The 18,143-nt window shown below is 28.1% G+C and carries 20 protein-coding genes; all 20 read right to left on the minus strand.

What is annotated here, in order from left to right:
* Positions 1-97: 97 nt before the first annotated feature.
* The 20 genes from NWE74_RS07970 to spoIIIAE all read right to left on the minus strand — a co-directional run bounded on the left by NWE74_RS07970 (position 98) and on the right by spoIIIAE (position 18,140).
* Positions 98-463: a hypothetical protein gene (locus tag NWE74_RS07970; protein WP_258242685.1), complete on the minus strand. Its 366-nt coding sequence runs from the start codon at positions 461-463 to the stop codon at positions 98-100.
* Entirely contained in the window at positions 456-1,241 is a 786-nt protein-coding gene (locus tag NWE74_RS07975; protein WP_258242686.1) for a hypothetical protein, read from the minus strand. Before NWE74_RS07975 ends, NWE74_RS07970 begins: the two co-directional genes overlap by 8 nt.
* An 11-nt stretch (positions 1,242-1,252) precedes the next feature.
* Complete coding sequence (locus NWE74_RS07980; RefSeq protein WP_258242687.1) at positions 1,253-1,456, minus strand: hypothetical protein; 204 nt, start codon at positions 1,454-1,456, stop codon at positions 1,253-1,255.
* A gap of 793 nt (positions 1,457-2,249) precedes the next feature.
* Positions 2,250-3,260: a tyrosine-type recombinase/integrase gene (locus NWE74_RS07985; protein WP_258242688.1), complete on the minus strand. Its 1,011-nt coding sequence runs from the start codon at positions 3,258-3,260 to the stop codon at positions 2,250-2,252.
* Between the two features lie 182 nt (positions 3,261-3,442).
* Positions 3,443-4,273 (minus strand): sporulation transcription factor Spo0A, encoded by an 831-nt coding sequence (spo0A, locus tag NWE74_RS07990; RefSeq protein ID WP_258242689.1) that lies wholly within the window; start codon positions 4,271-4,273, stop codon positions 3,443-3,445.
* A 132-nt stretch (positions 4,274-4,405) separates the two neighbouring features.
* Positions 4,406-5,446 carry a SpoIVB peptidase S55 domain-containing protein gene (locus NWE74_RS07995; protein ID WP_258242690.1) on the minus strand — a complete coding sequence of 347 codons (1,041 nt, stop codon included), beginning with the start codon at positions 5,444-5,446 and terminating at the stop codon, positions 4,406-4,408.
* Positions 5,447-5,562: 116 nt separating this feature from the next.
* Positions 5,563-7,239: a DNA repair protein RecN gene (gene recN / locus NWE74_RS08000; protein WP_258242691.1), complete on the minus strand. Its 1,677-nt coding sequence runs from the start codon at positions 7,237-7,239 to the stop codon at positions 5,563-5,565.
* Between the two features lie 72 nt (positions 7,240-7,311).
* Positions 7,312-8,124 (minus strand): TlyA family RNA methyltransferase, encoded by an 813-nt coding sequence (locus NWE74_RS08005; RefSeq protein ID WP_258242692.1) that lies wholly within the window; start codon positions 8,122-8,124, stop codon positions 7,312-7,314.
* A 17-nt stretch (positions 8,125-8,141) separates the two neighbouring features.
* Entirely contained in the window at positions 8,142-9,998 is a 1,857-nt protein-coding gene (dxs, locus tag NWE74_RS08010) for a 1-deoxy-D-xylulose-5-phosphate synthase (protein ID WP_258242693.1), read from the minus strand.
* Positions 9,999-10,313: 315 nt separating this feature from the next.
* A complete protein-coding gene (locus NWE74_RS08015) occupies positions 10,314-10,745 on the minus strand; it encodes a divergent PAP2 family protein (RefSeq protein WP_258242694.1) in 432 nt (143 codons plus the stop codon).
* Between the two features lie 15 nt (positions 10,746-10,760).
* Positions 10,761-11,648 carry a polyprenyl synthetase family protein gene (locus tag NWE74_RS08020; RefSeq protein WP_258242695.1) on the minus strand — a complete coding sequence of 296 codons (888 nt, stop codon included), beginning with the start codon at positions 11,646-11,648 and terminating at the stop codon, positions 10,761-10,763.
* 2 nt (positions 11,649-11,650) lie between these two features.
* Positions 11,651-11,866, minus strand: coding sequence for an exodeoxyribonuclease VII small subunit (gene xseB, locus NWE74_RS08025; RefSeq protein WP_258242696.1), 216 nt, complete (start codon positions 11,864-11,866; stop codon positions 11,651-11,653).
* Between the two features lie 2 nt (positions 11,867-11,868).
* Entirely contained in the window at positions 11,869-13,074 is a 1,206-nt protein-coding gene (xseA, locus tag NWE74_RS08030) for an exodeoxyribonuclease VII large subunit (RefSeq protein WP_258242697.1), read from the minus strand.
* Positions 13,046-14,032 (minus strand): O-sialoglycoprotein endopeptidase, encoded by a 987-nt coding sequence (locus NWE74_RS08035; RefSeq protein ID WP_258242698.1) that lies wholly within the window; start codon positions 14,030-14,032, stop codon positions 13,046-13,048. The genes xseA and NWE74_RS08035 overlap by 29 nt, the downstream gene beginning before the upstream one ends.
* Positions 14,013-14,516 (minus strand): transcription antitermination factor NusB, encoded by a 504-nt coding sequence (gene nusB, locus NWE74_RS08040; protein WP_258242699.1) that lies wholly within the window; start codon positions 14,514-14,516, stop codon positions 14,013-14,015. The genes NWE74_RS08035 and nusB overlap by 20 nt, the downstream gene beginning before the upstream one ends.
* Before the next feature lie 79 nt (positions 14,517-14,595).
* Positions 14,596-14,958 carry an Asp23/Gls24 family envelope stress response protein gene (locus NWE74_RS08045; protein WP_258242700.1) on the minus strand — a complete coding sequence of 121 codons (363 nt, stop codon included), beginning with the start codon at positions 14,956-14,958 and terminating at the stop codon, positions 14,596-14,598.
* Between the two features lie 135 nt (positions 14,959-15,093).
* Positions 15,094-15,750: a SpoIIIAH-like family protein gene (locus NWE74_RS08050; protein ID WP_258242701.1), complete on the minus strand. Its 657-nt coding sequence runs from the start codon at positions 15,748-15,750 to the stop codon at positions 15,094-15,096.
* Positions 15,751-15,788: 38 nt separating this feature from the next.
* On the minus strand, positions 15,789-16,343 hold the full coding sequence (locus NWE74_RS08055; protein ID WP_258242702.1) for a stage III sporulation protein AG: 555 nt from the start codon (positions 16,341-16,343) through the stop codon (positions 15,789-15,791).
* 14 nt (positions 16,344-16,357) lie between these two features.
* Entirely contained in the window at positions 16,358-16,942 is a 585-nt protein-coding gene (locus NWE74_RS08060; RefSeq protein ID WP_258242703.1) for a stage III sporulation protein AF, read from the minus strand.
* A 10-nt stretch (positions 16,943-16,952) separates the two neighbouring features.
* Positions 16,953-18,140, minus strand: coding sequence for a stage III sporulation protein AE (spoIIIAE, locus tag NWE74_RS08065; RefSeq protein ID WP_258242704.1), 1,188 nt, complete (start codon positions 18,138-18,140; stop codon positions 16,953-16,955).
* Between the last annotated feature and the right edge of the window lie 3 nt (positions 18,141-18,143).

Consider the following 18,143-nt stretch of genomic DNA (forward strand, 5'->3'; position numbering starts at 1 on the left):
ATACATAGATACATAAATATAAAATACTTGTTACTTATTCTAATACAAAAAAAGAGCAGATTTTAAATCTGCTCTTCTGGTCTTTTATTATTAGTTTCTAAATATATCCTTTTTCCTTTAATTCCATAAAAGTATTTATACTATTAATATTTCTTATATCTGAGGGTATCAATATATAATATCTATCATATAAATCTATGACCTTGTTTTTCTTAAAGGCTTGTTTAATGTGATGGAAGGAGACATCCTCCCCAGTTAGTAACTGTATATTTTTTAGTACTTTGCCTTTACTCTTATATATTTGTATTGGATGTAGATACTCTCTCCCCTTGTCATCCTGTAATATCTCTAAGGACATCACATTACATAATATATAATACTCTGTATCCTCAGTAATTATAGGCTTTATATCAATTCCATTAAACATTATAGGCATATTGTTGATTTTCTCTATATTATCCATTTACTGCCTCCCTCATAACTTTTAATTGTTCTGATATTTTATTACTATATGCCCTTTTCTCTGCTTGTCTCTCTGCATTCTGTGGCTCATAGTCTCTATATATTATTTCTGGGTATGCATCTAGTCCCCTGTGTAGCTTTGTAGGTAACATCATTGTGTTAATTGTATTTAACAACCTCTCTGTATCTTCTTTATCTAGATACTCATAGTACCCAGTATCATATTTATTTAATGTCCTAAAATCTATACCAGATACAGAGGCTATATAATCAATAGATGTCATATTTTTAATATTATTAAAGGCAATATATAATTTTCCATCTTGTAACCATTTACAAAGTGTATTAGATGAGTAATTAATTGGATTATTTTTTCTCTTTGAGTCTTTATTTTTAAAAGAATATTCCTCTGAGTCTCCCTCCTGTGTGTACTTGTCATTTAATAAATACTCCTCTGGAACATCTACAGAGTTTATATTATCCTCTAACTCCTCTTTAATATCTTTTTTATCTGCCTTTATCCATTTATTTAAAGTTACATCTGGAGGAGTGAGGCTCTGCCCTTCTGTGTCCCCTATAACATATAAATATATATCTTTGTAAGGGACAGGCTCTCCCTCTTGTACTGCTCTTCTAACTGCTTTTAAAATCCCATTCTCTGAGGGAGTTAATCCCATATCTTTTAAATGATCCTTTAATGCTCCAGTATTAGGGGATATTATAAGAGCCTCCCCAGTACTGTTATATACTACAATGTTTTTATATAATGCCTTTGCCATGATGTCCCCTCCTATATAACCTTATACTCTTTATAAGGCTCTATTTTTGGTGTCTGCTCCAGTTCTACTATACCTTCTTTTATATTCTCTACTATCTTAGGTATTAAATTAGTATCTGTTAATCCTTCATAATCTAATAGTAGTCCAACTGGTATATCTAAATGGCTTATACCTTCTTTTAATAATGCTTTGTTTAATTGCTTTTTAAATGTCATAATCTTAAATCTCCTTTTATCTTAGTTATTAGTTCTATAAGAGTCTTTTTAGTAACTCTTACATATGGAGATACATTATTACTATATAGATGTTACTGCTTTAGTCTTTTTTAATGTTTATCTTTATGCCCCAGAGTTGTTAATATTTAACCACTTATCTATTGACTCTATAGCTCTTACATAATAGTCTTAGGGGATGTCTATCCTGTGGCATAAAAAGACCCTATATCTCAGACACAAAATAATTTAATATTCTGCATCTGGGATATAGAGTCTTAGTTTATATAATAGTCTCTTTTTCAGTTCTAGAGCCTTTAGTATATCCCCTATTAAACTAACCTAAAAGGAATATAGTTTTATTATTATTGTATCCATACCCAACAACTAGAGCCTTTTAAACTACTCTAGTAACTATATGACCTAATCTATATTATGTATTCTATAGATTATATGGTTGCCTCCTGACCTTTTCTCTGGATGTCATCTCCTAGCATCTAGGGTCAATGGTGTAATAGGGAAAATATGCCTACCTAGACTGTTAATTTTCTGCATTGGCTTAACTAACCTACTAGATTTATTTATAGTTACTCTAGTGCATAGATAACTGACCTACTGCCTCTCTATATCTCAAAAAAGGCAATAAGAAACTAGACCCTTGAATATTACAATTTTTTTGTCTATAATCATAAAAGGGAATAGTTAAACAATATTAAATTGTAGTGGGTTTATTTTGTTGGTATTTCCTATAGGAGAGGTTTGCAGACCTCTCTTTTTTATTACAATTAGTTCTACTCTATCTATTCCTCATGTTCTCCAAAGGACTAAATCTCTGATAATTCTTTCTTATATCTGTTACTGTTAAATCTAAGTAGGCTTTTTCTGTTACTGTTACAGATGAATGACCTAATATCTTAGATAATGTAAATATATCCCCTCCAGACATTAAAAATCTTTTAGCAAAATTATTCCTTAATCCATGAGGAGATATATTTTTCTCTATTCCAGACCTCTCTTTATATACTCTAAAATTTCTCTCAAAGTTAGTAACCTTTAAATCAGTCCCTCTATTAGTAGGAAATAACAATAAATCATTCTCTATATACCTATCTTTATACTGGAGCCATCTCCTCAGAGTACTGCTCATAGTATTACTAAAGAAAACATATCTTTCTTTTTTACCTTTAGTTATTTCTGATGGTATTAATATTGCTCTCCTATCTATATCTACATCCTCTATAGTTAGAGCCAATGTCTCCCCTAACCTCATGCCTGTATCCATTATTAACTGGATTATTACATAATCTCTATACTCATGGTATTTAGTAACATCTATAGCCTTTATAAGAGCCTTAAAATCAGAGTCTGTAATATCCTCTTTAGGTTTTCTTTTAGCCTTAATAGATTTAACTGCATTCATTGGACTAGATTTTATTAGCTTTTTATCTAATGCCCAGTTAAAGAATACCTTTAGATTTCTGATGTAGTTATTTATAGTAGATGCAGATACTGTCTTATTAAAATCTTTTCTGGCAGTAGGATTATTAATAGATATTGTCTTATCATCTGATACATAGGAATATTTTCCTCTCTCCTTAGTAAACTTGACATAATCAGTAGTATGTTTTGCTTTAATGTCCTCTAATCTGTTTATTTGGTATTCCTCCTCTACAAACTTAGAGAATAATAGCAAACTAGCCTCATATGATTTCATAGTCTTTTTAGATAAACCTTTTATATGGCAATATTCTATAAAATCTCCTACATAGAAATTAAAATCTTTTTTAGATTTAAGTAATTTAGCCATAAAAAAAACACCTCCTATCAGTCAAGAGATTTTTCTCAACTAATAGAAGGTGTCTTCTGCCTTCATTCAATATTAATTTATTGATATAAAAAGTAGTTTGTTGCTATATTTAATATAGTCTCTACTTTTTTAAATTACTTGTCAAAGCATTCATTTTACTGACTTTCTACAGATACTAAAGGCTATTTAACCATGCTGTGTTCTAATCTTAATTTATCAGCAATCATAGCTATAAACTCAGAGTTTGTTGGTTTTCCTTTAGTATTGTGTACTGTATATCCAAATAGTTGATTTATTGTATCAACCTTTCCTCTACTCCATGCAACTTCTATAGCATGTCTTATAGCTCTTTCAACTCTACTTGGAGTTGTATTGAATTTTTTAGCTATACTTGGGTATAATTCTTTTGTTACAGCTCCTAATAATTCAACATTATCTATAACCATTTTTATAGCTTCTCTTAAGTATAAGTATCCTTTTATATGCGCAGGTACCCCTATCTCATGTATTATATTCGTTATCTCTGTTTCTATATTTCCAACATTTTTTACAAAATCACTTCTTGTCATCTGTATATCTGAATGTGTTCTTGGTTTTATTTCTACATGGTGGTTAGTCTTATTAGAAACTAACTCTCTTATTCTATTTATAAATATAACAAAGTCAAAAGGTTTTACTATATAGTAATCTGCTCCTAAATTTATAGCACTTTGTGTTATTTTATCTTGACCTACAGCTGATAATACTATTATTTTTGGCATTTTAGGTATATCCATTGAATTTAATTTTTCTATAACACCTAATCCGTCTAAATGCGGCATAATAACATCTAACACTAATAGATCTGGTTGCGTTTTCTTAACTAAATCTAACGCTTCAATTCCATCTTTTGCTATTCCTAATATCTCTATGTCGCTTTCATTAGATAAATACTCTTTAAGTACTTGACAAAAATCCTTATTATCATCTGCTAAAACTATTTTAATTTTTTCGTTCACTAAAATTCCCCCCATTAATAAACCATCTTCTTTTTTATATAATTAATATCAAAAGTTTTTCATATTAAGCATATTCGACATACCAAAATTATATTCCTTCAATTTATTTTAATAAATTAAAAAAAATTTTGAAATAAGATTAAATTTTTAATATCTCTTATCTAATTCTATCATCTCATCTATAAAAATACCATATCCTTTTTTAGGATTGTTCTTAAAAACATGTGTTAATGCCCCAATTATTTTATTATTTTGTATAATTGGCGCTCCACTCATTCCTTGTACTATACCACCTGTATAATTTATAAGATCTACATCTATAATCTCTATTATCATATTTCTATCATTTTTTTTGTCATTAACGAAACTTTTAATCTTTACATCATAGCTTGTTATATTTCTATCCTTATCTTCAAAAAGTATATGCGCATTACCCAGTTTTATGTCTTGTTTCTTTCCTACTTCAATCAATTGTACATCTGTGTTTATTTTCCCTGTCATATTTCCACTTATTCCATAATTTGAATTGTTTCTAAATTCCCCAATCGGAGTAGAAGTTATTATATCACCTTTTATTTGACCAACGTTACTTTTAGATCCTTTATTAATTTTAATATTAGATAGTTCATATATATCGCCTTGACTTATTTTTAAAAACTCATTTGTATCTGCATCTGTTATAGCATGTCCAACTGCTTTAAATTTCAAATTACTTGGATCATAGTAAGTTATAGTTCCTATTCCTGAAATTTTTTCTCTTACCCACAATCCTAATTTTGCAGTTCCATTTTCATTTTTTATTTTTATATATTCAGTCTTATATTTATTGTCTCTTTCAAATTTTATTTTGACTTTATTACTTTTAATATTTTTTAATATACTAGATACATCATGACTGCTTGATACTTTTTGGTCATTAATTTCAATAATATTATCACCTTTTTTTATACCTCCAATATATTCAACATCATCTTCTTCATAACCAATAACTAGTACTCCATCTGTATTTGCTTTCACACCAATAATCATTCCAAATGGATACACATATTTAACTTCTTCTTTTTTATTTTTCATAGCAGGTATTGCTTGATTTAAATCATTATAATTAAAATTTGTAAAGCAAAGAATAAATAACGCTAATATAGATACTAAAATAACTATTTTTTTTATGCTAAAAAAATCGTTCATAACATTTCGTCTCCCTATCTCTAGTAAATATATACTTATAATTCCTTATAAGTATATATTTATTCACTCATTTAGTAAAATTTTGTAACAAAAATAAAAGAAGCCAGAGGCTTCTTTTATTTTTTTGCTAATTCAATTATTTCTGTAGCATGTTCCATAGTCTTTTCTGTTATATTGCTACCTGCGATAAGTCTTGCTATTTCATCTTTCTTTTGTTCATAATTTAACTTTCTTATTGTTGTAAAAGTCCTTTCATTTGATGTACTTTTTTCTATACAATAATGTGTATCTGCATTAGCAGCTATTTGTGGTAGATGTGTTATACAAATAACTTGTTTTTTCTTTCCTATATTACCAAGCTTTTCACCTACGATTTGAGCTGCAATTCCACTTATCCCAGTATCTATTTCATCAAATACTAAGGTATCTATTTGATCTATATCCGATAATATAGTTTTGAATGCTAACATAAATCTAGACATTTCTCCACCGGAAGCTACTTTATAAATAGGCTTTATATCCTCACCTAAGTTAAAAGATATCATAAATTCAATATCATCTTTACCATTTGATGTAAATATAGATTCCTCAAAGTTAACTTTAAATATTACATTTTTCATATTTAGACTTTTTAATTCTAAAAGTAAAGCTTCTTCTAACTTAATGGCTACATTTTTTCTAGCATTAGTTAGTGCTTGAGCTTTGACACTTAGCGCTTTTTCTAACTTTAGAATTTCAGCTTTTAGTTCTTCAACCTTTTCATCTCTATTTAATATCTCATCTAGTCTTGCTTTTATATTATTATAATATTCAAATATTTCGTCTATAGTATCTCCATATTTTCTTCGTAGATTATTTATTTCATCTACTCTAAGCTCAATTTGTTCTAATTCATATGGTTCAAAATTTATATTCTCCTTATAATTTCTTATTTCCCTAGAGATATCTTGTAGCTCATACATTATTCTTTCTATATCATTATTGTAATCACTTAATGATTTGTCATACTCTGATATAGCAGATAGTTCTCTTACAGCATTTCCTATCAAGTCTACTGCATTTACTGAGCCATCATATAAACTTTGATAACTTAAATTTAAATTACTATAAATTTTTTCACTATTTCTATAAACATCTCTTTGCTTTAATAGATCCTCATATTCATCTTTACTTAGATTTGCAGATTCAATTTCATTAATTTGAAATTTTAATAAATCAATTTCTCTTTGAATCTGCATATCGTCTTTATTCTCAGTTAATATATTTAATGCTCTTTTTACCTCACTATATTGTACATATATCTCTTTATAATCATGTTTAAACTCTTCTAATTCAAACTCTCCAAATAAATCTAAAAACTCTATATGAGTTTCTTTATTAAATAAGGCCTGAGTTTGATGTTGACCATGAACATCTATTAATGTAGATGCTATTTGCTTAAGTACACCCATTTTAACAGTTCTTCCATTTACTCTTGCAACACTTTTTCCGTCAGCGTATATAATCCTAGTTATTACTAACAACTTATCTTCATCTAATTCTAAATCATTTTCTTGTAATACTTTTTTTAGGTTTGAATTTTGTGAATAAAACACGACTTCAACTAGACCTTTATCAGTTCCTTTTCTCAAAAATGATCTGTCATACTTTTCACCCAGACATAAACCTAAAGCATCAATTATTATTGATTTACCCGAACCAGTTTCCCCTGTTAGTATATTTAGATTTTCATCAATATTTAACCTTAATTCTTCTACTAAGGCACAGTTTTTCATATACAACTCAAGGATCAATTTAAATCCCCCTCTTTTATATAAAAATTATTTATTAGTATTACTCTTTTATATTTTTAATATATTAAATTTTTATTTGCTCATATTATGAGATGCTTCAACTACATCTATTATTTTATTGCTATTTTCTTCATTATTAAATGTATATCCATCATTTCCATTTCTTAAATGAATTAAGTATTCTATATTGCCTTCAGGCCCTTTAATTGGAGAATAATCCAATCCTAAAATTTCAAATCCATTTTCTACTGCAAAATTAGATATCATTTCTATAACTTCTATATGAGTTGACTTTTCTCTTACTACACCTTTTTTCCCTACTTTTCCTTTTCCTGCTTCAAATTGAGGTTTTATTAGCGCTACAATTTGACCATTTGGACAGATTAATTCTTTACATTTAGGGAGAACTAATTTCAAAGATATAAAAGATACGTCGATTGATGCAAAGTCTGCAAACTCTTTGATATCTTCTATAGTTACATGTCTTATATTAGTTCTTTCCATACATACAACTCTTTCATCTTGTCTTAATTTCCAAGCAAGTTGACCATATCCAACATCTATAGAAAATACTTTTTTAGCTCCGTTTTGTAACATACAGTCCGTAAATCCACCTGTAGAAGAACCTATATCCATACCTACTTTATCTTGTAATGTTAGATCAAAGTTATTCATCGCTTTTTCAAGTTTAAGCCCACCTCTACTTACATATGGTATAGGATTTCCTTTAACTTCGATTTTTGCCTCTTCATCTACATCTACGCCTGCTTTATCGCATCTTTGATTATTAACAAAAACAAGTCCTGCCATTATTGCTTTTTTAGCTCTTTCTCTACTTTCAAAATGGCCTTGTTCTACTAATAATATATCTATTCTTTTTTTCATAAAATTACCTTTCTTATTTATAAGTTTTTTATTTTTTCTGCTATTTTATTTGGTGATAAACCTATACTATCATATATTTCATCTGCACTTCCATGAGGAACATATTCTTCTGGAAGTCCCATATTTTCTATATTTAAATTTAATTTATTGTCAATTATAAATTTATTTATTCTACTTCCAAATCCACCAGTTATTACATTATCTTCTATAGTTACAACCGTTTTATGTTTTGAAAACATGTCCTTTAAGATATCTTCGTCTACTGGTTTTAAAAATCTAGCATTAACTATCGTTGGATTTATATTATCATGCAATAATATCTCTTTAGCTTTTATTGCATGTTTTACCATCGATCCAATTGCTAATATTACTATGTCTTTCCCCTGAGATAAAACTTCATAACTTCCAAGTTTTATTGGAGTATACTCTCCAGTATTTAAGTAATAGCTGTTTCCTCTAGGATATCTTATAGCTACCGGTGTATCCATATTTAAAGATAAATCCATCATTAATTCTAATTCTTTACTATCCTTAGGAGCCATTACTGTCATATTTGGTATTGAGTTTAGATAGGTTAAATCAAACATACCGTGATGAGTTTCTCCATCGTTTCCAACAATACCTGCTCTATCTATTAAAAATGTAACTGGTTTTTTGGTTATACAAACATCATGTATTATTTGATCATATCCCCTTTGTAAAAATGATGAATAGACTGCAAAGTAAGGCTTTAATCCATTTCTAGCCAATCCTGCTGAAAATGTAGTCGCATGTTGCTCTGCTATACCTACATCATAATATCTATTTGGATATTTATTTTCAAATAGATTTAATCCAGTTCCTGATGGCATAGCTGCTGTTATAGCAACTACTCTGTTATCCTCTTGTGCCATAGAAACTAATTTTTCTCCTACTAAAGCTGATATAGATTTACTTGATCCGCTTTTAACACCTTCTTTTATATCAAACTTCGAAACTCCATGATATTTATGAGGTTCATTTTCAGCATACCTATATCCCTTACCCTTTTTAGTTATAACATGAAGTAATATAGGTCCTTTTTTATTTTTAGCTTTAGTTAGTATATCTATTAATTCCTTAGTATTATGGCCATCAATCGGACCATAATATCTAATTCCTATAGAATCAAAAAATGCACAATCTTGTGGTACAAACTTGCTAATGATGCTATCTTTGACTTTATTAGCAGTTTTAGATATTAATTTTCCTCCAGGAGCTACATTTAATATTTTTTCTACTTCGTCCTTCACTTTATTTGCTGTTGAATTTCTTATTATACTCGATAAATGCCTCGACATACCACCAACATTTTTATCTATGGACATCTCATTATCATTTAATATAACTATCATATCCGTGTTAGTATAGCCTAGATGATTTAATGCTTCTAAAGCCATACCTCCCGTTATAGATCCATCACCTATAACAGCTATGACACTTCCATCTTCATTTTTTATATCTCTTGCACAAGCAATACCTTGAGCTACTGATATAGATGTGCTACTATGTCCTGTATCAAATATATCATGAGGACTTTCATTCTCCTTAGGGAATCCACTTAGTCCATTAAATTGCCTTAAAGATACAAAATTATCTTTTCTTCCTGTTATTATCTTATGTACATAAGATTGATGTCCTACGTCCCAAACTATCTTATCCTTTGGACTATCAAAAACTTTATGTAGAGCTAATGTAAGTTCTACTACACCTAGGTTAGATGCTAAGTGACCTCCTGTTTGAGAAACAGATCTAACTAAGAACTTTCTTATATCCTTTGCTAGCATATCCATTTCTTCAGCGTTCATACTTTTAACATCACTTGGAGAATTTACTTTATCTAAATATTTATACATATTTTCCTCACCTTTTGCTTCGTAAATTTCTTTACTTGATTTATAACCATATTTATATGTTTTATTTTTAAATATAAACTTTCAATTTTAATACTTTCAATTTCTTGTATCTAAAAAATGAATATACCTTAGTATTGACTAAGTTATATTCATTTTATAACTACATTAAAACATTTGCTTATATCTTAACTCTTCTATTGGTTAAAATAAATCTTTAGCTTATTCTGTTTATAAATTTAGAAGTTATTAATGATTACTAACTTTGCAATACTTTGATAAATAAAAATTATATCACATGCTGCAATGTTTTTCAATTCACACCAAAATTAGTGCTGTCGCTATTCCTAAAATAGCTCCAAATAAAACTTCTATAGGTGTATGCCCTACTAATTCTTTTAATTTTTTATTTTCTATTTGTTTTTTATGATGTATATCATCAACAATTTGATTTAATATAGCTGCTTGTTTTCCCACTGAACGTCTAACACCTGTAGCATCATACATTATTATCAGTGCAAAAACACACACTATAGCGAAATCTGTTGATGCAAAACCTCTTTCTATGCCTACCAATGTTCCCAAACTAGTTACAAATGAACTATGAGAACTTGGCATACCTCCTGATGTAAATATTCTAGCCAAATCTATTCTTTTCTCTTTACCTGTAAATATTTTTATAAATTGAGCTAAAAAACACGCAAATATGCTTATGCCTAAAACTTTGTTGTTAAAAACCTCTACAAACATGTTTTCTGTTCCTCCTTAGTATTCTCTAGCTATTATATAATCAGCTAGTCCATTTAAGAACTCAACATTTTCCGAAAGTTTTTGTATGCTTATTTTAGCTTCATTGATTAGCTCATTTGCAATATCTTTTGATTTTTCAAGTCCTAGTAACGATGGATAAGTTGATTTATTATTATCTATATCACTACCTACTTTTTTACCTAATTTTGTTTCGTCTCCAACTATATCTAAAATATCATCTACTATTTGGAATGATAATCCTATATTTTTAGCATATTGTGTTATTTCATCTGTTTGTTCTTCATCAGCACCACCTATTATAGCCCCTGCTCTCATGCACCCTATAATAATTGCTGCCGTTTTATTATTATGAATATAATCTAATTTTTCTTTTGGTATTTGCTGATTCTCACTTTGAACATCTACAACCTGTCCACCTATCATTCCATATATACCTGAACTTTTTGCTATCTCATTTATTGCTCTTAAATATTTTTCAGGATTTTTTTTACCAACTGAAGATGATAACATTACTTCAAATGCATAATTTAAAAGTGCATCTCCTGCTAATATTGCCATATCCTCCCCAAAAACTATATGATTTGTTTTTCTTCCTCTCCTTAAATCATCGTTATCAAGAGCTGGTAAATCATCATGTATTAATGAATACGTATGTATCATCTCTATTGCTACTGCAAAAGGAATTGCGTCTTCCTCATTTCCACCTACTATTTTACAGGCTTCTAAAGTCAATATAGGTCTTAATCTCTTTCCCCCTGCGCTTAAACTATAATTCATCGCTTCCATTATAGTTTGTTGATATCCTTCTTCTTTTGGCATATATTTATTTAACAGTTGTTCTACATAGATTGCTCTTTCTTTAAGGACTGCTTTAAATTCCAATTTTATTCCTCCCTTAGGTTCATTTCTTCTTCTATACCTAACTGATTAAATTTAGTTATTTTTAGTTGGGCATTCTCCAAAAGTTTATTGCAATGTTTATAAAGGCTTATTCCTTCTTCATATAAACTCAACGAATCATCTAAACTAGAACTTTTAGATTCTAGTTTTTCTAAAATAATCTCTAGTTTATTGTAGGCTTCTTCATATGTTAAATTCATATTTATACCTCTTTATTTTTTATTTTTTCTACAATACATTCTATACTTCCATCTTTTAATGTTATATCTAAATAATCGTTAAACTCAATATCATTTATACTATTTATTACTTCTTTGTCTTTTTGAATTATACTATAGCCTCTATCTATGGTAGCTAGTGGACTTAAGTTATGAAGTATTGTTCCAATTTTTGAAAGTTTTTCTTTTTCTAGGATTATATTATTTTCTACTTCAAAATTTATTTTATCATATATTTGATCTAATTGTATAATTTTATCTTTTATTATGTATGCTTCTAGTTGTTTCTGTATTTTTTCAAATGTATGTTTTAGTTTATATTCATTAACTTGAGATATGTTGATAAGTGATCTATTCATCCTATTTAATATATTTTCTAACTTATAATTAATTTCATCTATAGATGGGGTTGCTAGTTCAGCTGCTGCAGATGGAGTTGGAGCTCTCATATCTGCAACAAAATCACAAATAGTAAAATCTGTTTCATGACCTACAGCAGATATTATAGGTATATTAGATTCAAATACAGCTCTTGCTACTATTTCTTCATTAAATGACCAAAGTTCTTCTAATGAGCCCCCTCCTCTACCTAAAATTATGGTATCAACATTGCATCTTTCATTAAAAAATTTTATTCCTTCACATATTTCAAATTTTGAGCTCTTGCCTTGAACTGTTACAGAATATAGTTTTATCTCAATCTTTGGATATCTTCTTTTTACAACATTTATTATATCTCTTATAACTGCTCCTGTTTGAGATGTAATTATCCCTATCTTTTTAGGAATTTTAGGTATCTCCTTTTTATATTTATAATCAAACAATCCTTCTTGTTTTAATTTTTCTTTTAATTTATTAAATTCTATATACAAGTTTCCTATACCATCTAATTCTATATAGTCTATATATAATTGATACGATCCATCCCTTTCATAAACAGAAATATACCCATTAGCTATTATCTTGGATCCATTATCAAGACTTAAATTTTTATCATAGTTACTTTTAAATATTACGCTATTTAGCTTAGAATTTTCATCTTTTAATGATAAGTAGACATTTCCACTACTGTGAACTTTAAAATTAGATATTTCGCCTTTAACTTTTAAGTTATATAATATAGGATCATTGCTTAAAATTCTTTTAATATATGAATTAGCTTCACTTATACTCATAGCCCTTAGTTTCAATTTTTTTCACTCCTATTGCAGCACATCCAACTGCATTATCAGTTGAATATTCTGTTTTAGTAAAATAAGCATTTATTCTATATTTCTTTAACCTTGTTACCAATTCTTTTGATATATATTTACTAGCTGATACGCCTCCTGCAAATACAACTTCATTTATATTGTAAGCTTTAGCTAAATGTATTATTGACTTTAGCATATTTCTAACAACAGCATCTAGCAATAATTTGCTTGTATATTCTTTATCTTTTTCAAACATTATCTTTTTTATTTGGTTTTCTAGACCAGATAAATTCATATATCCATCTTTTACAGATGTTTTTAATCCTTGTTCTATTTTTTGATTACAACTTGTTGCATTCTCATCTATATACTTACCAGCAGGAAAATTATATCCCATTTCAACACCAATTCTATCAATAAGCTGTCCGAAGCTTATGTCTTTTGTCCCTCCAACTATGTCTATATCATATCCATTTTTTTCTCTATTAAATCTACATAAAAGTATTTCTGTTGTTCCTCCAGACATATGTACAGATAAAAATCTCTGCTTATCTCTTATATTATTAGTTAATAAACTAGCTTCTATATGATTTTCTTGGTGAGTAGTCTCATATATTTCACAGTTTATCATCGAAGACAAAAGCTTAGCAAAATTTAGACCCACAGTAAATACAGGCATATATGAGCCTTCTATTGGTCTAGGTTTTGAAGATACACATATTGCTTTTATATTATAATTTTTTAAAATACATTTTAATTCTTTATCTAACTCTCCTAAATTTTTAACATGTTGAAATACAGCTTCACTTTGTCTTAATCCTTTGCTGTTATTTTTTACTTCCAACATAATTTTTTTATTAAATATTACTTTTTTACCTAAAGATATAGCTGCTATAGAAGTTGTATAGCAGCTAGTATCTATTCCGATTATTATATTATTTTCCTGAAAGCTCATTAACTACGCTTCCTAATATTCCGTTTATAAATTTAGGAGTTTTATCATCACAATAAACTTTTGCAATTTCTACAGCTTCATTTATAGAAACCTTATTAGGTATTTCTTCTATGAAAAGTATTTCGCATATTGCTAATCTTAATATTGCTAAATCTACTTTTGGCATTCTTTCTATTGTCCAGTTTTTAGCATACTTATTTATTAATTCATTTATCTTATCGTTATTTTCCTTTAATAAGTTACAACTTTTTATCATATATGTTTTATCAATAACATCTTCTATATCTAAATTTCCTAATTCTAATTCTGGATTATTAGAATATTGTAATCTAAGTTCTTCGTATCTATTAACTATATATTCTAAGTTATTATTTAAAAATCCGTCTAACATACTTTCCATTTCTTCTTTAGTTACATCCGATTGGTATATCAATTTCATCATGTACTCTCTACTAGTTACTTTTTTTGCTTTATCGTTCTTCATTGGCTGTAATCCTCCTTCAATTCCTATTATGCACACATTACACAAGAAAAAACCCTCTGACTTTTACAGAGGGCATCTATTAACTTTTCTTTGCTTGCTTAGCTTCTTCTTTTTCAGCTTTCTCTTTTTTAAAGCTGATTCCTTGAACATGTATATTCACTTGAGAAACGTTTAAACCTGTCATTGTCTCAACAGTATTTTTTACATTTTCTTGAATTTTAAAAGCTATATCTGGTATAGATACACCGTACTCTATCATAACCATTACGTCTAAGTTAACTTCCTCTTCTTCTATTTGTATTTTAACGCCGTTGTTTTTAAGTATTTTATCTGTGAATGTTGTATTAGTTTCTACACCTTCAACCTCTAATGCTGCAAGTCCTGCTATAGTAGCAATTACATCATTAGATATTTTCACTTGTCCAAAATTATTATTTTCCATGATAAATTGTACCCCCTTATTTAAGGAACTATTTTATAAATATAATAATACCAAATACTAGCCAACTTTGCAAGAAAATAACCTCAGCACTTACCGAGGTTTATTTAAACTAATATATTTTAAATTTTAAACAATTTATTTATTATTATTCATTAACTTTATAGCCTCATATTTAACATTCGCTTGTTCTGCTACTAAGTCAAATACTTTAGCTGCATCTTCTTTTTCAAATTTCTCTTCATTAACAACTACATTTACACTTCCATTACTTATGTATACTAGAGCATCTTCAAATCCTTTTGTACTTAAAAGATTTTCTATTTTAAGTTCAGTTTCTTGATCTTTTACTAATTTTAATTTCATTGATGATGCTTCTTTTCTTGACTCATCTGAAGTTGATGGATTATTTATCATTTCGTTTAAATCTTGTGTTAATTCATTTCTTTGCTTTTCTCTTGTCATTTTCATATCTAATATATATGTAGCTTTTTTCATATTTTGTTCTGAAGCTAGCTGATTTTTTATTTCTTTACTAGTTTCTGTAACTTTTTCTTCTATATTAGCTTCTCCAGCCTTACTATCAACTATTTCTATATCACCTTGTTTTTTTGAATCTTTTTTATCTGACTTATCTGAATTTTTATCCATTTGAGCTTGTTCATATGCTTTTAATTCTTTTCCTGTTTCTATAGCTGATTTTTCACTTAATTTATAGTTCACTATTCCTGTTACTACTAATAATGATGATAACGCTAATACTACAAGTCCTCTTCCCTTATAATTAAATTTCATTTTTATCCCCCCAAGTTTAATATAATCAATTTTTAAAACTATTTGCTATATATTTCTACTTGATGTCCTGATATTTGAAGCGCCGTTTGTACAGCACTATATAGTGTTTCTTTTACTTTTGGATCACTAGCTCCGCTGGCTACAACTATAACCCCTTTAATTTTGGGTTCAGTAGTTTTTATTACTATCGGTTCATTTGAGTTAGAAGTTATCATAGTCTTATTCTCACTTGATGTTGTAATGGTTCTTTCTCCACCTTTAGTATCTTTTTCTTCTGTTTTTTCCATTGTTGAATTAGAATTAAAAGCTGGCTCTATCGCTTCACTAGATTCAAATGTAATCATTACATCTAATTCACCAGCTCCATCAATTTGAGCTAATATTTTTTTAAGTTTTTGCTCTAATGATACTTGAGATGCTTGTTCACTTTCTTGATTTACTTGAGCGTTATTTTTTTCATCTAAATTTTTATCCAGCTCTTTCTTATCATCTGTAAAGCTAGGAATTACTATAAGAGCTATTGCACAAACAACTCCTAAAGATAAAAGTGTGTAAATTTTTTTCTTATCTTTTTCATTTAAGTTTTTAAACATTCACCCAACTCCTATTAATCAATTTCTATATCTTCAATTGATATATCTAGTATTTTTACTAAGTCTTTTTTCAGTTTATCACTGTCTAAATTTAGTTCATGTTCTTCTTTTACTTCTTTTTGATCTTTATCTTTAAATGCTTGTTTTAAGTTTTCCTTTTCATTAGATTGTATGTCCTCTTTTTCACTTTTATTACTATTTTTTTCTTTAATTTTAATATTTTCTATATCTGCTCCATTAAACTCTACATCTTTAAGTTCATATCCATATTCTCCAAGTTTTAATTCTAAAACTTCCTTTAATCCATCTTCATATCCTTTTGATAAACTATCATGTCCTGTTTTATCCGCTAATTCATTTATACTATCTACATATTCTTTATTGTATTTACCTATAGATTTTAAAATTGTATCTTCTAAACTAATATTTTTTGAAAATAATCCTATTATTGGAGTTAAAACTATAAATACAAAAATAAAATTCACAACTAAATTTATGTATGGTTTTAATTTAGATGATGGTAAAATCATATCAACAATATTAACTATAAAAGCTCCTATTAATATAGTCACAATCCAAATTTTTATATTATCTAACATACTCCACCTCTTATCCCTGAGCCACTACACTTATTGATGTTATAATAGCAACTGTTACAAAAAACATTATTGTAATCGCTATTATACACGCTAACATAATTACCATTAAATTGGCCACTTCATTTAAAAAGCTTGAGATTCCTTCTTCTCCTACAGGTTCTACCACTATAGCAGACATTTTATAAACAAATATAATAGATAATATTTTTATAACTGGTACTAGGCAAATTGCAACTAATAATACTAACCCTATTCCCCCAAATACCCCTTTTATTAATTGAGATGATGAAAGTAGTATATCTACAGAGTCCGATACAAATCCACCTACAACAGGAATAAAGTTTCCGATTGCAAATTTAGCTGTCTTTACTGTAAAATTATCTATATTTTTTACATATAGACCTTGCATCGATACAAGGCCTAAATATATTGTAAACATAGCGCCTAAAGATACTAAATTAATTTGTTTTATAAATGATGATAACTTTTTCAATCTAACATTTTTTGATAAGTTATTTATAACTAAAATTGCAAATGCTACTGCTATAGATACAAATAAAAATTTCTTAAATATTACATTTATAAAAGTAACGCCTCCTATAAATATAGGATTTAAAACGGTTGATGTAATTGGAAAACCAATTAGTACTAACAATGTTATTAATACTGGCATTATTACTTGCATGAGTCCTACGGTGGAATCAATGGTTGAATTACATATATCCAATACATCTTTAAATCCAACCAAAACCAGTGTAACCATAGTTATAAATATTATATATGTAGTAATTTGACTTACAGCTCCTGATGAAAATGAATTGTCTAAACTTTTCAATACTGATGATAATAGTGCAAGTACTAGTATTATCGCAGCTATTTTTAGGCTAGATTTTAATTCCTCAAATAATATAACTTTTATACCTTCTTTATTAAATAAATCTAATAAAGTTTTATCACCACTTATCAAGTCCTTTACAAACGTTTTTAAATTTACATCTTGAAGAGCTGATGATTCTTTTATAAAGCCTTCTATTTCGTCTATATCTATTTTTTCTAACTGACCATCAATATACTTGTCTATACTTTTTTTAGTGTCTTCGTAGCTTTCACCTTTTTTATTATCATTTGCAAACCCTATAAAAAATGAGCTTAGCACTAGTAATAAAGTTAACAAGGTTCCTAAAATTCTTTTTTTCATAAG

This window comes from Romboutsia lituseburensis, assembly GCF_024723825.1.
GTDB classification, from domain to species: domain Bacteria; phylum Bacillota; class Clostridia; order Peptostreptococcales; family Peptostreptococcaceae; genus Romboutsia_F; species Romboutsia_F lituseburensis_A.

Excerpts from the sequence above, each read along its gene's own strand:
- NWE74_RS08005 (WP_258242692.1), bottom strand. The coding sequence starts at position 8,124 with ATGAAAAAAAGAATAGATATATTATTAGTAGAACAAGGCCATTTTGAA.
- spoIIIAE (WP_258242704.1), bottom strand. The coding sequence starts at position 18,140 with ATGAAAAAAAGAATTTTAGGAACCTTGTTAACTTTATTACTAGTGCTA.
- NWE74_RS08055 (WP_258242702.1), bottom strand. The coding sequence starts at position 16,343 with ATGTTTAAAAACTTAAATGAAAAAGATAAGAAAAAAATTTACACACTT.
- NWE74_RS08045 (WP_258242700.1), bottom strand. The coding sequence starts at position 14,958 with ATGGAAAATAATAATTTTGGACAAGTGAAAATATCTAATGATGTAATT.
- xseB (WP_258242696.1), bottom strand. The coding sequence starts at position 11,866 with ATGAATTTAACATATGAAGAAGCCTACAATAAACTAGAGATTATTTTA.
- dxs (WP_258242693.1), bottom strand. The coding sequence starts at position 9,998 with ATGTATAAATATTTAGATAAAGTAAATTCTCCAAGTGATGTTAAAAGT.
- NWE74_RS08060 (WP_258242703.1), bottom strand. The coding sequence starts at position 16,942 with ATGTTAGATAATATAAAAATTTGGATTGTGACTATATTAATAGGAGCT.
- NWE74_RS08015 (WP_258242694.1), bottom strand. The coding sequence starts at position 10,745 with ATGTTTGTAGAGGTTTTTAACAACAAAGTTTTAGGCATAAGCATATTT.
- spo0A (WP_258242689.1), bottom strand. The coding sequence starts at position 4,273 with ATGGGGGGAATTTTAGTGAACGAAAAAATTAAAATAGTTTTAGCAGAT.
- nusB (WP_258242699.1), bottom strand. The coding sequence starts at position 14,516 with ATGAAGAACGATAAAGCAAAAAAAGTAACTAGTAGAGAGTACATGATG.
- NWE74_RS07995 (WP_258242690.1), bottom strand. The coding sequence starts at position 5,446 with ATGAACGATTTTTTTAGCATAAAAAAAATAGTTATTTTAGTATCTATA.
- NWE74_RS08035 (WP_258242698.1), bottom strand. The coding sequence starts at position 14,032 with ATGAGCTTTCAGGAAAATAATATAATAATCGGAATAGATACTAGCTGC.
- NWE74_RS07980 (WP_258242687.1), bottom strand. The coding sequence starts at position 1,456 with ATGACATTTAAAAAGCAATTAAACAAAGCATTATTAAAAGAAGGTATA.
- NWE74_RS07975 (WP_258242686.1), bottom strand. The coding sequence starts at position 1,241 with ATGGCAAAGGCATTATATAAAAACATTGTAGTATATAACAGTACTGGG.
- NWE74_RS07970 (WP_258242685.1), bottom strand. The coding sequence starts at position 463 with ATGGATAATATAGAGAAAATCAACAATATGCCTATAATGTTTAATGGA.
- NWE74_RS08050 (WP_258242701.1), bottom strand. The coding sequence starts at position 15,750 with ATGAAATTTAATTATAAGGGAAGAGGACTTGTAGTATTAGCGTTATCA.
- NWE74_RS07985 (WP_258242688.1), bottom strand. The coding sequence starts at position 3,260 with ATGGCTAAATTACTTAAATCTAAAAAAGATTTTAATTTCTATGTAGGA.